We start from the raw sequence: 16213 nt of genomic DNA, 5'->3' as shown, positions 1-16213 counted from the left end.
GCTTGTAACTTTGAGACGCTGAATTGGACGTTTAAAAGGCCCTGTTTTGGGTTAGGATGAGGGTTGGAGACACTCACAATGGCCTTGGCTTTTGACACTTGTCATTCAACCATTCCCACGCATTGAGAGCGGGTTTAATTGCCTTTGAATTTTTTGCTAAAAGAAAAGGCCAAAGGAAGAATTCCTTGGGCCTTTTCCAACTGTCTTAAAATACATTATTTCACAAAATCTATTTGTATTTTAATGGCGATAGTATTTAAGGTTCCGTCTTCATTAAAATCTTCCATTTCCTCCTCTGAAAATGAAAGACTCATTTTATTATTAGTTAATTCTTCAACATCAAATTCCTGAGGACCTTCACTTGAAGTGATCGTTAATTTGGTGTTGTTGCTATTGAGTTGATAAGTGCCTGATTCCTGGACTGTACCGTTTTCACGTACAGAATAGGTTCCATCTGCATTGAAAACGAAAGAAGTGCCCTGAAGATCCAGCGCATCTTCAAGAAAAGCTTTATAGAAACTTTCTGCGGCAGCAGCTTCCAAAGGGTCTACACCAGTTGAAATCAGGAATTGTGATATACTTTTGTTATCAACCAAAATACTTAATTCGGAATCGCTAAAATTCCAAGTACCTACTATCGGGGATATTGCCGGGCCATCGTCGTCTTCACCACATGAAGATAGGAAGGCCAAAGAAGCTGCGGCACAGATGATGAAAAGAAATCTAAACTTGTTTTGCATAGTGAGCTTGTTTTAGTTAAAAATAAATGTTTAAGTTTTATTTAAATATAAAGGGAATTACGGAGAAAAATGGAATATATAAATTTTTTTTATTCTTAGTATAAGAGATATTCACCTCTCAACGATAAGTAAACTTCAAGATCCTGCTGCCATGAATCCCTTATTTCTGATTCAGTTTTTCCGGCTAGGATATCTTTGCGAAGTTGGTCTGTTCCTGCAAGCTTGTCGAAGAAATTGTTGAAGAATTTCTCCTTCTTTCCTGAGATTTGATAAGCCTCCAATAAATATTGTAGCGTGAATTGATGATCCAAAGGCTCATTTCTTAAATCCCTGCCATAGCATTTTTTATCTTTTTGAGGTGGATTTTTTGACATGCCATCGATGCTTACCGGTGTAAAAGTGAAGTCCCCGAATTTTGGGTCCGGATAGCCATATACCTGAAATGGGAATTGAGTTCCTCTACCCAAAGAGACATCAGTTCCTTCAAAATAACACAAAGTTGGATACAATCGAATAGCTGTATCATTGGGAAGATTTGGCGAGGGTTTTACCGGAAGACTGTAGGGCATGGAATGGTCCCAATTCTTTATAGGGATTATTGTAATATCGCTTTTTACTTTTCCTTTCAGCCAGCCCTCTCCATTGATCATTTGGGCCAATTCTCCGACTGTCAGACCATGGACTACCGGTATAGGGTGCATGCCGACAAAACTTTCATATCCCTTTTTCAAAACGGGTCCATCGACATAATTCCCGTTTGGATTGGGTCTATCAAAAATAAGTAGTGGTTTTTTATGCTCAGCCGTACTCTCCATGACATAATGCATGGTACTGATATAGGTATAAAATCTTACCCCCACATCCTGCAAATCATAGATAAGAATATCCACATCAGAAAGGGTTTCAGCAGATGGCTTTTTATTGTCGCCATAGAGAGAAACAATAGGTAAACCGGTACTTTTGTCAATTTCAGAATTGACTACTTCACCGGCATCTGCATCTCCTCGAAAACCATGTTCAGGTACAAATACCTTGACTACATTTACCCCTTCCATCATCAGGAAGTCCACGAGATGCATATTGTCTTTACTGGTAAGGATAGAAGTCTGATTGACGATCAGACCAACTCTCTTCCCTTCCAATAAGGGTAAATATACTTCCGGTTGATCCGCAGCTGGTAAAATAGGTTCAACTCTTTCAGTATTATCAATTTTGGTTTCCTGGACAGGGCTTTTGCAAAAAGCCAAGCTTTGCATTAAAAAAGCTAAAAGAATGATACATTTCAATGTCTTCATAGTTAATTTGCGCTAGATTTCCACCAAAATAATCAAACTTCATTGAACCTCTCTTATTTTATTGCCAAAAGAATCAGTTTTAAACGGACAGGAGGGTTTACCGGTACCATTCATAGAATAGCGGTTGCTTCTGTAGCCATTGGAATAGCGGTTTCGATGATTTCATTTATGATTTTGGGAGGGTTTCAAAATGAAATTTCCGATAAAGTTTTTTCCTTTACAGGCCATTTTCAAGTGCAGCGCTTTATGTCCGGCAATGCCTTTGAAGAATCACCTACTTCCAAATTATCCGATTTTTACGTTGACTATCCTCAAAACGAATGGATAAGGCATGTTCAGACTTATGCACATAAGCCGGGATTGTTGAAAGGAGATGAGGAGGTCGAAGGGGTCTTGATGAAAGGCATAGGTCCTGATTTTGATTCTTTGAGATTCAAGGATTCCATTATCAAAGGAAGGTTTATCCAATTTTCAGATTCGGCTGCCAGCAATGAAATTATTTTGAGCAAAAAAATAGCCGATAAATTGATGTTGGATGTAGGAGAGCGGATTACCATGTATTTTGTACAAGAGCCGCCCAGGTTTCGTCGGTTTGAAATTGTAGGGCTTTATGAGACTTTTTTGGAAAACTTTGATGATAAAATCATCTTGGGAGATATTCAGACCATCCGAAATTTAAATGGCTGGACCGATGATCAGGTTGGGGGATTTGAGGTTTTTGTCCAAGACCCATCACGTCTTGATGAGTTGGAGGAACCTCTTTATGAATCCTTGGATTTTGATCTCAAACTGATCAAGGTAACGGACAAGTACCTGGAAATTTTTGATTGGCTGATTTTGCTCAACAACAATGTCTATATCTTTTTAGGTTTGATTCTCTTCGTTGCAGCTTTCAATATGGTTTCCATTCTTTTTATTTTGATCATGGAAAGGACCCAAATGATTGGCATTCTCAAAGCTTTGGGTGCCAAAAACAAACAGATCAGAAGGGTTTTTGTGTGGAATGGAATCAGAATCATCGGCAGAGGTCTTCTTTTGGGAAATGCTATCAGTTTGGGCTTTGGCCTTTTGCAGCAAAATTTCAAATTTATTTCCCTGGACCCGCAAAGTTATTACATGTCTTTTGTACCGATTTATTGGAATTGGCCAATTTTTCTGATTCTCAATTTGTCTGTTTTGTTAGTGACAACTTTGGTTTTGTTCATTCCTGCCATGTTGATCAGTAATATTCAGCCGATTAAAGCGATACGCTTTGATTAGTTCAGTACTTTTTGAACCAGCTTCTGATCTTCATATAGATAACCCCCATCACCGCTTCTTTAAAGATATGCGTGTTCATTTTTGAGTTACCTTTTGTCCGGTCAGTAAATATGATAGGAATCTCCTTTATCCTAAAGCCCAGTTTCCAGGTTGTAAATTTCATTTCAATCTGAAAAGCATAGCCTATAAACCTGATTTTATCCAATCTGATAGTTTCAAGTGTATTTCTGCGATAGCATTTAAAACCCGCTGTGGCATCTTTGATTGGCATTCCGGTAATGAACTGTACATATTTACTAGCAAAAAATGACATCAAAACCCTTCCCATCGGCCAGTTGACCACGTTTACTCCCGTAATATATCTCGACCCAATCACCAGGTCATAATTTTCCTGATAACAAGTTTCATAAAGTCTGACAAGGTCTTTTGGATTGTGGGAAAAATCCGCATCCATTTCAAAAATATACTGGTAACCATTTGCCAGGGCATAATGAAAACCTTCCAAATAGGCAGTTCCCAATCCCAGTTTACCTTCTCTTTTAATCAGATGAATCCTTTCGGGAAATTCCTTTTGAAGTTTTTTTACTTCCAGGGCCGTTCCATCGGGCGAATTGTCATCAATTACAAGCAATTCAAAATCACCCTCCAAAGCCATGATAGCCAAGGAGATGTCCCGGATGTTTTCCAGTTCATTGTAAGTAGGGATGATGACTAGCTTATCTCTTTCCATAAAAACCAAAGCCCAAAAGTATGATTTATAGCATGTATTTTTTTATTTGAACTCATAAAATGCAAAAAATGATATATAATTGCTTGAAAATGAGAATAACAAAATGATGAAAGTTGCCATAGTCACCTATGAGTCGAATGGAGCCTATCCTGACTATAATGCCTTGAATGAAGATATCGTTTTGGGAAATATCCTCCGGGAATTGGGAATTGACTTTGGACTTGAAATTTGGTCAGATAACTCTGTGGATTGGAAGCAGTATAGCCATCTTTTGATCAAATCCCCTTGGGATTATTTTGACAGATATGTTGAATTTTTGGATTGGTGCCAAAAGATAAAAGAACTTGGATTAAAGGTTTTCAACAATATTGATACGATTATCTGGAATTCTGACAAGCGTTACCTTTTGGAGATTTATGAAAAGGGATTTCATATTGTGCCCACTCAATTTATCAACAGAGGTGCCAGCCCTGATTTGATTGATTATTTTTTGAAATTCGGCACTGATCAATTGGTCATCAAACCAACAGTAAGCGGTGGGTCCAAAAACACCTTAAAATTGAATGAACGTAATTGGAAGGAGCAACAAGATCAGATTGATTCCCTGCTTCAATCTGAAGATTATATGGTGCAGCCATTTATCAATGAAATTTCAGACCCGGGAGAATATTCCTATTTGTTTTTCAATGCTGAATTTTCCCATGCAGTGCTCAAAAGCCCCAAAAAAGGCGAGTTTAGAGTGCAACACTTCTTTGGAGGAAATGTGACTACAGTAAATCCATCCCAAGAAGAGTTGGACTATATTCAAAAAATCGTTGATGAATTTGCCTCTCAGACCTTATATGCCCGGGTAGATGGTATTTGGATAGAGGGTGTGTTTTATCTGATGGAGCTTGAACTGATAGAACCCTATCTTTTTTTATTCACTTCGGACAAGGCCAAGTTGAATTATAAAGCGGCGTTAAGAAAAAAATTGGGAATCGGGTAAATTCCCTGAAACAGAACGTATATTTTTTTATTCACATCTTTCAATATTCATTTGTGCATATAAGCTTCCCTTTTCAGCGGCTTCTTTTAAATCTTTGCATCCTGAAGGGTCATTGATGTCCAATTTGGCAGATCCTCTTCTGGCGAGGGCTTCTATATGGTTTGGGTTTGCTTTGAGTATGTCATCAAAATCTTCCATTGCCCAATCAGAATATCCTATCAATAAGCGGATGAGTCCCCTGTTATATTTTGCAGTTAAGTTATCCGGGTCGTATTTGAGACACATATTAAAAGAACCCGCAGCGCCTAAGATATCCCCGATTTGGGATCTTGCCATGCCCTGATAGAAATATACCCTGGAATCTTTTGGATTCATTTCCTTTGCTATCTGTAAAAATTCATCAGCACTTTTGTTATTGCCATTCATCAGCATAGCCCTGCCCAAAAGATAAATTATTTCAAAATCTTCCCCGTCCTGATTGGCCGCTAATAAAAGATACTTCTCTGCATTTTTATAATCTTCCTGCTTCCAATAAAGCTTACCTATTCCTGCATAAGCCTGTGCATAGTTGGGTTCAAACCGAATAATGGTCTTATAATCCTCCAAGGCATTTTCATACTCTTCCAATTCCTCATAGGATCTTGCTCTAAGATGGCGAGATTTGACATCCGTGACATTTAAAAATAAAGCCTTGGAAAACTCCGAAACTGCCTTTTCATATTTTGCCTGACGGAAGTACATTTCTCCCTCAGAAAAGCTGCCAAAACAGGAAGACATCATAAAAAGCAGACACAAATAGAAAATCAAACGCATGGAAATTAATCACATTTATTCAAAACTAATAAAATAATTGTAAATCCCCAAGTTGTCTACTATGTTTTTAATATAATAATTTATCATAGGTAGTATGCAGTCTCAGTGGGCAGTTTGCAGTCAAAGTTGGCAGTTGGTAAAAGTGAACACTGATTAACTGCCCACTGAAAACTGAGACTGAACCCTATAACACCCCCTTCGTACTAGGAAGCTGATTCAGGGCATTGCTGTCCCTTTTGACAGCCATTTTAATTGCCCTTGCCAATCCTTTGAAAATTGCTTCGATTTTGTGGTGTTCATTGGTACCTTCGGCCTTGATGTTCAAATTACACTTTGCCGTATCGCTGAAGGATTTGAAGAAATGGAAAAACATTTCTGTTGGCATGTCGCCAATTTTTTCTCTTTTGAATTCCGCCTCCCAAACTATCCAAGGTCTTCCGCCAAAATCAATGGCCACCTGTGAAAGCACATCATCCATTGGGAGTAGAAATCCGTAGCGGAATATCCCCTTTTTATCTCCCAGAGCCTTTAGATAAGCTTCTCCCAATGCCAATGCTGTATCTTCTATGGTGTGATGCTCATCAATATGCAAATCCCCTTTCACTTCTATCAAAAGATCTGTGCCCCCATGTTTTCCCAATTGCTCGAGCATGTGGTCAAAAAATGGCAGACCTGTATAGATTTCACATTTTCCCGACCCATCTACATTGACCCTGATGTGGATATCTGTTTCAGAAGTTTTTCTGAAAACCTCACCTATTCGTGCCGGCATTCTGAGGAATTCATGGATTTCATCCCAATTTTTGGTGCTAAATGTCGCCTCATTATTTTGTTCACCTAGAAAAATAGACTTACAGCCCAGGTTTTTCGCCATTTGCACATCTGTTTTTCTGTCACCGATCACATAGGAATTAGCCAGATCATAATCTCCGTTCAGGTATGCTGTCAGCATGCCGATGCCCGGTTTTCTTGTAGGCAGATTTTCATGTTCAAACGATTTGTCAATATGGACTTTGGAAAACTTCACTCCCTCATTCTCCAGCGTAAGCATCATTTTGTTATGCGCAGGCCAAAAGGTTTCTTCCGGAAAAGAATCTGTTCCCATTCCATCTTGGTTGGTGACCATGACCAGGTCATAATCTGTTTCTTCTGCAATTTTCCTCAGATTGGAAATTGCCTTGGGAATAAATTCCAGATCTTCCAGGCTATCAATTTGAAAATCTGTCGGGGGCTCGACAATGATGGTGCCGTCACGGTCTATAAAAAGTACTTTTTTCATTTTTAATGGGTAGTTAATGGTTCGTATTTTTCCAGGATCTGGAGAAAGAATTCATTTTCTTCTTTTGTGCCTACAGAAATCCGCAGGCAATCCTCACATAGAATCACCTTAGATCTGTCCCTGACAATTACCAGATCATTGAGAAGGTAATCATATATTTTTTTTGCTTCCCAGACTTTTACCAAAATAAAGTTTGCGTTGGAGGGGTAAATCTGTCTGATAAAAGGCAATTTTATCAAAGCCTCAATTAAATGGTTCTTTTCCTCAGTTATTTTTCTGACCAAGTCAGGAATTTTATTGGAATTCTCCAATGATTCCAGCACTTTCTGCTGGGTAAGTCCTGAGATATTGTAGGGTGGTTTGATCAAATTGAGTATGCGGATGATTTCCTCTGAAGCGAATGCCATTCCCAGCCTCAAATTGGCCAGGCCCCAAGCTTTAGAGAAAGTCTGCATGACCACTAAATTGGGAAATTCTGCCAATTCAGTGGTAAAACTCGGTTCGTCACTGAAATCAATATAGGCTTCATCCACCACAACCAATCCGTCAAATCCTCGAACAATAGTCCGGATAGCTTCCCTTTTCATCTTGTTTCCACTGGGATTATTGGGAGAGCAAATGAAAATGATTTTGGAATTTTTGTCCACTTCGGAAAGTATCGCATCCGGCCTAAGTTGATAATCTTCCGACAGATTTACTTTTTTAACAGTAATATCATTGATGGAAGCAGATACTTCATACATTCCGTAAGTGGGCGGTAGTAAAATGATATTGTCCTTTCCGGGGATGCAAAATGCACGCATCAATAAATCAATCGCCTCATCACTTCCATTTCCCAAGAAAATCTGTGTTGGGCGAACACCCTTGACAAAAGACAGTTTTTCTTTTATTTCTAATTGATATGGATCAGGGTAGCGGTTGAAAGGTTCCCCGGTCAAAGAACCATAGGGATTTTCATTGGCATCCAAAAACACGCCTTCTTTACCGGAATATTCATCCCTTGCTGAAGAATAGGGCTTGATATATTTGATATGTGGACGTAATAAATTGTCAATTGAAAATGCCATTACTTCTTTTCTTTAAGGTATTTAAGCCGGATACTGACAGCATTTTTATGTGCGTCCAACATTTCATTGGAAGCCATTATTTCTATAGCAGGACCCAGATTTTTGATTCCGGTCTCAGTTATTTTTTGATAGGTTATTTTTTTGACGAAGCTATCCAAAGACACACCACTATAATTTTTAGCATACCCATAGGTAGGCAGTGTATGATTGGTTCCTGAGGCATAGTCTCCTGCTGATTCAGGGGTAAAGTTGCCAATAAAGACAGAACCGGCATTCTTAATCTGATTCACCACCTCATCCTCATTTTCCACACAAATGATCAAATGTTCCGGGGCATAATCATTGATCAATTCCAGGGCTTTATCCTGATTTCCCACCACTACAGCAACGGAGTTTTCCAAAGCTTTTTTAGCCATTTCTTTTCTTGAAAGTTTTATCAGCTGTTCTTCCATTTCTTTCAATACTGATTTTGCAATTTTTTCAGAAGAGGCAACAAGAATGACCTGAGAATCCACACCATGTTCTGCTTGGGACAGGAGATCTGCTGCTACAAACCCGGGAATCGCGGTATGGTCCGCATAGACCAAGACCTCGGAAGGTCCGGCAGGCATATCTATGGCAACTCCTTTTTTGACGGCCAGTTGTTTTGCTGCTGTTACATATTGGTTTCCCGGTCCAAAAATTTTATCGACCTTTGGGACGGATTCAGTTCCATAAGTGAGGGCTGCTATGGCTTGTGCACCTCCAGCTTTTACGATTTTATCAATTCCTATCAAATCCGCAGTATACAATATCGCAGGATGGATGTTTCCGTCTTTATCAGGAGGAGTACACAATACTATCTGCTCACAACCTGCCAGATTTGCCGGAATTCCCAACATCAGTACGGTGGAAAATAAGGGTGCAGTTCCTCCGGGAATATATAATCCAACCTTCTGAATACCAACAGACTTGCGCATACAGGTTACTCCTTCCATTACTTCCATTTCAAGATCTGGAGTTGCCTGTGCTTCATGAAATTTCTCAATGTTTTGTTTGGCCAATTGAATAGCTTCCTTGAGTTTGGGGTCAATTTTTTCCCTTGCGATAAAAATCTCCTCCATGGATACCAATAAGTTTTTTAGCTGAACATGGTCATACTCCAAAGCAAACTTTTTCAATGCTTTATCTCCCAATCTTTTGACTTTTTGCATGATCGGTTTGACAATCTTTTCAATATCCTTGGTTTTTTGAACAGGCCTTTTCAATTCTTTGGTCCATTCAGCCTTTGTCGGGTTATAGATGATTTTCATTTTGAATTTCTTTGAGAGTTGGAAAGTGTTTAGTTTGTCAGTCTTGCAAAAGGATGCATTGATGAGTTAGGTTTCAATAGTTGTTTAGTTTATTCCTTTTCTCCCGATGTAAAACCATAGGGACTTTCTTCTTAACCCTCAACGTCTGGTACTCCGTTTTACCTAGTTACAGTTTGGCACGTCAGTCTTACATCTTGTGTCTTATGTCTAGTATCTTAGATTACCATTTTTTCGATCGGAACCACCAGGATTCCTTCGGCGCCTGCATCACGGAGTTCTTCGATATTTTCCCAAAATTGATCCTCACTCAGAACAGAGTGGACGGACGACCATCCCTCCTGTGCAAGAGGTAAAATTGTAGGGCTTCTCATCCCCGGAATGAGATTGATGATTTTTTCCAAGGACTCATTAGGCGCATTGAGAAGTACATATTTGTTGCTTTTGCCTTTTTGTACGGCATTTATGCGGAAGAGCAACTTATCTACTATTTTTAATTTTTCTTCTGAAAGGGTTTTGTTTGCGATAAGCACAGCCTCTGATTTGAATATTTCTTCCACTTCCTTGAGGCCATTCATCATCAAAGTGGAGCCAGAACTCACTATATCACATATTCCATGGGCCAAGCCAATGCTTGGTGCAATTTCCACTGACCCGCTTATTTCATGAATTTCTGCCTGAATATTTTTCGATTTCAAGAAATCACCGAGAATTTTGGGATAGGAAGTCGCTAGGCTTTTACCTTCAAAATACCTGATATCGTCATATTTTTCTCCTTTGGGAATGGCTAGAGATAGACGGCATTTGGAAAAGCCAAGACGTTTTAAAATGCTGACATCTTTGTCTTTTTCTACCAGTTCGTTTTCTCCTACTATCCCTAAATCAGCAACTCCATCAGCTACATACCCCGGTATATCATCATCTCTTAGAAAAAGAAATTCGATCGGGAAATTGGTGGAGGAAGACTTGAGTTTTCCGGTACCGTTATAAAATTTGATGCCACATTCCTTGATGAGGCTTAAAGAATCTTCGCTGAGTCGGCCGCTTTTTTGGACGGCAATTCGGATAATTGAATTCATGGATGCAATATACATTTAGTATCAAGATGCCAATAAATATTTTGGATGATTAGGCTGTAAGTTTATATTAACAGCCATCCGGGGCGATATGTTAAAAGTTTTCCTCTTACGAGGAATGATGAAAATGAAAAACCTGGCCAAAAGTAGTTTTGGCAGAAAGAAACGGAATATATTGAAATGGGCTGTTCATCTGTTTGACAAAGTTAACAACAGCAATTGAACATCCAAGCCGGATTTCTTTTTTTACATTTTTTGGATATTGACAATTTAATTGATTTAAGTTTTAAAATTAAAATAATTGACTTTAACTTTAAAAAAGAATACCGAACCCAAAATGCTGTACCAACAAAAGAATACCGTTTCAAATGAAAATGCACAGGAACATGTTGTTGAAACTGTTTCTATTGAGGACGGGGTTCTGTGGGATTCTTTTAGAGAAGGAAATGAATCCGCTTTTATTCAGATTTATGAATCAAATTTCAATAAACTTTTTGCTTATGGTTGGAGAATCTGCAAGAAGGAAGAATTGGTAAAAGATGCCATTCAGGATTTATTCATTGAACTCCGGAGAAACAGGTCCAATCTTGGTAGGACCGATTCCATTAAGTTTTATCTTTTCAAATGCCTCAAAAGGAAAATTATCAAAGAGGAAGGCAAATGGTACAGTAATCTTGAAGAAATTAACCATGGTTATTTCTTTGATTTTACTTTTTCACATGAGAAGTATCTGATCGATAGGCAGATCGATGAGGAAAAAAAGCAAAAGTTGAATCAGGCCATTGAATTGCTCAGTCCTCGAAAAAAGGAAGTGGTTTATTATTTTTTTTATGAAGGCATGAATTACCAACAAATCCAAGAGATCATGAAATTGGACAACATCAAGTCTGCAAGAAATCTTATCTACCAAGCTTTGGGATTTTTAAGGGATGTGCTGAAATAAATTAATGTAAGATTAAGGATTGCACGGCATTTTCATCATGCCATAATTTTTCTTTTTTATCTCTAAAAATCAATTAGTTACGTTTTTATTTTGATTTTTTTTCAAAAAGGTAGATGTCATTTGGCTTATTTCCTGCTTTACATAATGTAGTAATAAGCCTAATAATGAACCAAATTGAATTCTTTTTAACAAATCCTGAATTTGTTCGGTGGGTCAGGGAACCTGACAAGGATTTGGACACCTATTGGAAGAATTGGATCGATGCCAATCCAGAAAGAAGGAAAGATCTTCAATCGGCAAGAGAGATAGTTGAAGGAATTCATTTTAAAGAAATAATCCCGACAGCGGAAATCAGGGATGAAGTTTTGGCAAAAATCTTAAAGGAGAGCAATTCTATTGAAAAAAAGATCTCCGAAGATTTCCAAAAGAAACAGTCTCTTGTCAATTGGATTAGAGAAATCGGTCAGATTTATAAAGTTGCAGCGGTTCTTGTCATTGCTATGCTGTTTTATCTGCCGAATATGCTCAACAAAAACGAGGCATCAGAAGCTTCTGCCTCGAGCCGTGTCCCTTGGATTGAAAAGTCAACCTCACATGGAGAGAAATTAAGTATCACTCTTCCTGATGGATCCAGGGTTTGGTTGAATTCAGGAAGCAGATTGAAATTTCCGGATAAATTCAGTGAAACTGAAAGGTTCATGTCCATTTCTGGAGAAGCATATTTTGAAGTAAAGAAAGATTCTCTCAGGCCCTTTAGGGTGGAATCTGAAGGTTTTGTCACAACTGCCTTGGGTACTTCCTTCAATATCAACACCAAAAATAATGCTTTGTTGAAGATTTCACTTTTGACAGGGAAAGTAACTGTTGACAGAAATCAGGATAGCGATAAAATAACATTGATTCCCGGTCAGGAATTTCAATTTGATAAAGCAGGGAATGAAAAAAGGGTGAAGAGTTTCAATTTGGAAAGAGCGATCGCATGGAAGGAAGGAAGGATTATTTTTGAAAATGCCAGTCTTCCTGAGGTGGTACAGACATTGGAAGAATGGTATGGAGTGAAATTCAGTCTTGTAAATGCGGAAAAAGTGAAATGGAAATTTTCTGGCGAGTACCAAAACCAAATCCTGGATAATATTCTGAACAGTATTTCTTATATAGAAAAATTTGAATACGAAATCAACGGAAAAAATGTAAAACTCAAATTTTAAGTTTATGGATAAAAAAAGCTCCTTATAAAAGAAAGCCGACAGATTGGAAAATCCGTCGGCTTGGACCGGTCTTAGGATGCTCAACATTGGGGAATGGAAGACATCAGATGACCGCATTTAATGAACAGTACAATTCAATAAACCTTCAAAAATATGAAAAATAAACTACTTAGTGTAATCTATATGTTATCCCGATACTTCTTATATGGATTCGTGATCCAATTGATGGTCTTTAACTTTGTCTTCGCCAATGAAGCCAAAGGACAATATAAAAGTATTGATGAAGTGAATATCAGTTTTCAGAAAGAAAACTATAACCTTGGCCAGTTTTTAAGCCAAGTGGAAAAGCAGACAACTTTCAGATTCTCCTATGACAGGAAAGACATAGAAACTTCCAAGTCTATTTCACTTTCCCAAACATCGGGAACAGTGGAAGAATTTTTGCAGGAAGTGGCCCGGCAAACTCTTTTGAGTTTCCGTCAGATCAATAACAATATAGATGTAAAGAAAAAGGAAATTGCCGAAGTAACTTCTGTAATCCAACAGGAATTTGTCACCATCACAGGAAGGGTACTAGATCCCTCAGGAGAACCTTTGCCCGGTGTCACGATCATCATTGATGGCACAAACTCAGGTACGGTTACTGATATTGATGGAAAATATTCCTTGGAGGCCAATGAAGGAGATGTATTGGTCTTTTCCTTTGTAGGATTTGAAAGAGTGAGTAGAGTTGTTGGAAACTCAAATGTCATAGACGTGACCATGGTAGAGGACCTAAGTACTTTGGGAGAAGTGGTTGTAATCGGATATGGTACTCAAAGAGAACAGGATAGGATTTCGGCTATTTCCTCAGTCAAGGCTGAAGACATTGTCAAAACTCCGGCTACCAACGCCATGCAATCCCTTCAGGGAAGAGTTGCTGGTGTTCAGATAGTCAGTAGTGGTGCACCGGGTGCATCTCCAACAGTACGGGTCAGGGGAATCGGATCATTTGAGGGAGGCGCAGCGCCTTTGTATGTTGTTGATGGGATGTTCTTCGATAACATTGATTTTTTGAATCCCAATGATATCGAAACAATGTCAATCCTAAAAGATGCTTCTGCTTCTGCTATTTACGGGGTAAGAGCTTCGAATGGGGTGGTTCTAATTGAGACAAAATCCGGCGGGTACAACCAAGAACCTGAAATTATTTACGATGGTTACTATGGTACTCAAGTTCCACAGAATGTGCTCAAAATGGCAAATACCCAACAGTTTGCACAGTATGTAAATGAGACAGGAAGCCCAGCAGATATTGAGTTTTTAAACAACGCTATTCAAAGATTTGGAAGAAGCAGGGTAGATCCCAATTTACCGAATGTAAATACGGACTGGTATTCTGAAATCATGAGTCCGGCATCCATACAAAATCATTCTCTAACTTTCAACGGCGGCGGAGATCGTACAAGATATTCCATCGGGGGTAGCTATTTCGAACAAAACGGACTGATGAAGGAAAGGCGGAACGAATTCAAAAGGCTCAATTTCAGAGTGAAATTAGACGCCGACCTCAGAGATTGGATTACTGTTGGAGGTAATCTGAACATCAGTGCGGCCAGGCGATATAATGCAGATGATGGTGCATGGTTTAGGGCTTACAATACAGTTCCTATCTTACCTAAATTTGATCCCCTCAATACGGGCGCTACAGGCACGGAAGTTCCCTTGTCCAATGCCCAACTTATTGGATACCGGGGAAATCAAAACCCCTTTTATAGCATACTGTTTTCGGACAACAGAAATAATATAGCGAAGATAATGGGTAACTTTTATGCTGATATGGAGCTGATCCCAAATAAGCTTTCTTTCAAAACAGCATACAATTACAATATAGATCAAATCAATACCAGGAATGTATCTTTTGCCTATAACGATGGAGTTACAGAAAGGCAATCATCGCTCAGCAGAAGTAATTTCACGAGATATAACCAGATTTGGGATAATTTCTTCACCTATACAGATAATTGGGGGAAACACAATTTAACTGCCGTATTGGGTCAGTCTTTCCGAAGTGAGACTTTCGAAGCTTTAAGTGCAAGAGGAGAAGGCCTAAATCCTGAACCGGCTTTTGGTCAGGAAGAGTTTTGGTACCTTTCCAATTCAACCAATTTCGATCTGAATGCTATCGGAGATGGTGGGGAAAGATTGTTCTTCCAGTCATTTTTCGCGCGGGTAGCCTATAATTATGACGACAGGTATTTGGTATACGGTACAGTCAGAAGAGACGGAAATAATAAATTCCAACAACAGTGGGGTAATTTTGCAACAATCGGTGCAGGATGGGTGATTTCATCCGAAGATTTCTTTAATGTCCCAGCCATCAGTTTCCTGAAAATCAGGGGATCTTGGGGACAGCTTGGAAATGACGGAATCAGTCCTTCAGTCGGAGTACCTACCTTGCAGGAAAATAATTTGGCTATTGATGATGTACGTATTATAGGGAGAAGGTTGAATCCAACTTTCGATTTAATTGATAGATGGGAAACCACAGTTGAAAGGAACTTTGGTTTAAACGCGACTTTATTTAGGGACAGACTATCGGTTGAAGCGGATTATTTTATCAGAGACACCAGAAACCTAGCTGTAAGCATTATTCCTCCGGTTTTCAGGGCAACAGAAAGACGAAGTGTAGGGGAAATAAGAAATCAGGGCCTTGAGTTGACAGTTAATTGGAATGAAAGGATCAATGATGATTTCTCTTTCTATTTGGGAGGAAATATCACCACTTTGAAAAATACAGTTTTAAATCTCGGTGGTCCAAATCATCTGGATGCAGGTTCAGCTGAGTTTCGTCAACGTTCTATTATAGGGGAGCCATATTTAGCTTTTTTCGGATATGAAGTTGAAGGAGTTTTCCAGAATCAGGAGGAGATCAACAGCAGTGGATATACTCAGGAATTTATCACTGATAACAGTCTTGTTCCAGGCGACTTTAAATTCAAAGACCAAAATGGAGACGGCGTGGTCAATGATGAAGACCGTGTAGTGTTGGGTTCTTTCTTGCCTACTTTTACCTACGGGATCAACGCAGGCTTTTCTTACAAGAATTTCAATTTTTCAACCCTTTTGCAAAGTCAAAGAGGCCACAATATTCTTAATAGAAAAAGAGGTGAGCTTATTTTCACCAATGATACCAACCTGGATGCTGAACTTATCAGCAACCTATGGAGGGGTGAGGGTACATCAAATGTATATCCATCCGCTTCCGGTCTTCGAAGAGGTTGGAACCAGAATATGAGCAGTTATTTTGTGGAAGATGGATCTTTTTTCAGGATTCAAAATGTGCAAATGACTTATTCTTTGATCAATCAGGAGCTTTTTGGGGTAGCTATGCCTTCAACTAGGATAACATTGACTGCTGAGCGACCACTAACCCTATTCAATTACAATGGGTTTAATCCGGAAGTCCCCAATGGTATTGACAGACAGGTTTATCCCATACCTGCTATATATACAGTGGGATTAAATGTAACATTCTAACCTAAT

The 16213-nt window shown here is 38.9% G+C and carries 13 protein-coding genes; 5 read left to right on the top strand and 8 right to left on the bottom strand.

What is annotated here, in order from left to right; genetic code table 11:
• Window positions 1-215 precede the first annotated feature (215 nt).
• Together B9A52_RS24025 and B9A52_RS24020 are read right to left on the bottom strand one after the other, a co-directional pair.
• The gene (locus B9A52_RS24025; RefSeq protein WP_084123107.1) at window positions 216-740 is read right to left on the bottom strand and encodes a lipocalin-like domain-containing protein; all 525 of its coding nucleotides are present in this window, start codon (window positions 738-740) and stop codon (window positions 216-218) included.
• A gap of 95 nt (window positions 741-835) precedes the next feature.
• Window positions 836-2035 carry an exo-beta-N-acetylmuramidase NamZ family protein gene (locus B9A52_RS24020; RefSeq protein WP_084123106.1) on the bottom strand — a complete coding sequence of 400 codons (1200 nt, stop codon included), beginning with the start codon at window positions 2033-2035 and terminating at the stop codon, window positions 836-838.
• Window positions 2036-2077: 42 nt separating this feature from the next.
• Here B9A52_RS24020 and B9A52_RS24015 point away from each other — a divergent pair, with 42 nt between their 5' ends.
• On the top strand, window positions 2078-3295 hold the full coding sequence (locus tag B9A52_RS24015) for an ABC transporter permease (protein ID WP_084123105.1): 1218 nt from the start codon (window positions 2078-2080) through the stop codon (window positions 3293-3295).
• A gap of 1 nt (window position 3296) precedes the next feature.
• Here the strand turns inward: B9A52_RS24015 and B9A52_RS24010 are convergent, their stop codons facing one another.
• A complete protein-coding gene (locus tag B9A52_RS24010; protein WP_084123104.1) occupies window positions 3297-4025 on the bottom strand; it encodes a polyprenol monophosphomannose synthase in 729 nt (242 codons plus the stop codon).
• Window positions 4026-4128: 103 nt separating this feature from the next.
• Here B9A52_RS24010 and B9A52_RS24005 point away from each other — a divergent pair, with 103 nt between their 5' ends.
• The gene (locus B9A52_RS24005; protein WP_231955405.1) at window positions 4129-5013 is read left to right on the top strand and encodes an ATP-grasp domain-containing protein; all 885 of its coding nucleotides are present in this window, start codon (window positions 4129-4131) and stop codon (window positions 5011-5013) included.
• A 27-nt stretch (window positions 5014-5040) separates the two neighbouring features.
• On the opposite strand, the gene B9A52_RS24000 is transcribed toward B9A52_RS24005, so the two are convergent.
• The 5 genes from B9A52_RS24000 to hisG all read right to left on the bottom strand — a co-directional run bounded on the left by B9A52_RS24000 (window position 5041) and on the right by hisG (window position 10540).
• Entirely contained in the window at window positions 5041-5826 is a 786-nt protein-coding gene (locus B9A52_RS24000; RefSeq protein ID WP_084123103.1) for a tetratricopeptide repeat protein, read from the bottom strand.
• Window positions 5827-6010: 184 nt separating this feature from the next.
• Entirely contained in the window at window positions 6011-7105 is a 1095-nt protein-coding gene (hisB, locus tag B9A52_RS23995; RefSeq protein WP_084123102.1) for a bifunctional histidinol-phosphatase/imidazoleglycerol-phosphate dehydratase HisB, read from the bottom strand.
• A 2-nt stretch (window positions 7106-7107) separates the two neighbouring features.
• Window positions 7108-8172: a histidinol-phosphate transaminase gene (gene hisC / locus B9A52_RS23990; protein ID WP_084123101.1), complete on the bottom strand. Its 1065-nt coding sequence runs from the start codon at window positions 8170-8172 to the stop codon at window positions 7108-7110.
• Window positions 8172-9464, bottom strand: coding sequence for a histidinol dehydrogenase (gene hisD, locus B9A52_RS23985; RefSeq protein WP_084123100.1), 1293 nt, complete (start codon window positions 9462-9464; stop codon window positions 8172-8174). The genes hisC and hisD overlap by 1 nt, the downstream gene beginning before the upstream one ends.
• A gap of 215 nt (window positions 9465-9679) precedes the next feature.
• Window positions 9680-10540: an ATP phosphoribosyltransferase gene (hisG, locus tag B9A52_RS23980; protein WP_084123674.1), complete on the bottom strand. Its 861-nt coding sequence runs from the start codon at window positions 10538-10540 to the stop codon at window positions 9680-9682.
• 298 nt (window positions 10541-10838) lie between these two features.
• Here hisG and B9A52_RS23975 point away from each other — a divergent pair, with 298 nt between their 5' ends.
• The 3 genes from B9A52_RS23975 (at window position 10839) to B9A52_RS23965 (ending at window position 16207) form a co-directional block, all read left to right on the top strand.
• Window positions 10839-11480 (top strand): RNA polymerase sigma factor, encoded by a 642-nt coding sequence (locus B9A52_RS23975; protein ID WP_157370284.1) that lies wholly within the window; start codon window positions 10839-10841, stop codon window positions 11478-11480.
• Between the two features lie 164 nt (window positions 11481-11644).
• Window positions 11645-12688, top strand: coding sequence for a FecR family protein (locus B9A52_RS23970; protein WP_172805275.1), 1044 nt, complete (start codon window positions 11645-11647; stop codon window positions 12686-12688).
• A gap of 153 nt (window positions 12689-12841) precedes the next feature.
• Complete coding sequence (locus B9A52_RS23965; protein WP_231955401.1) at window positions 12842-16207, top strand: TonB-dependent receptor; 3366 nt, start codon at window positions 12842-12844, stop codon at window positions 16205-16207.
• Window positions 16208-16213 lie beyond the last annotated feature (6 nt).

Source organism: Aquiflexum balticum DSM 16537 (assembly GCF_900176595.1).
In the GTDB taxonomy this organism is placed as follows: domain Bacteria; phylum Bacteroidota; class Bacteroidia; order Cytophagales; family Cyclobacteriaceae; genus Aquiflexum; species Aquiflexum balticum.
Note: the sequence above shows the minus strand (reverse complement) of the source record. Positions and strands in the feature narration are given on the sequence as shown.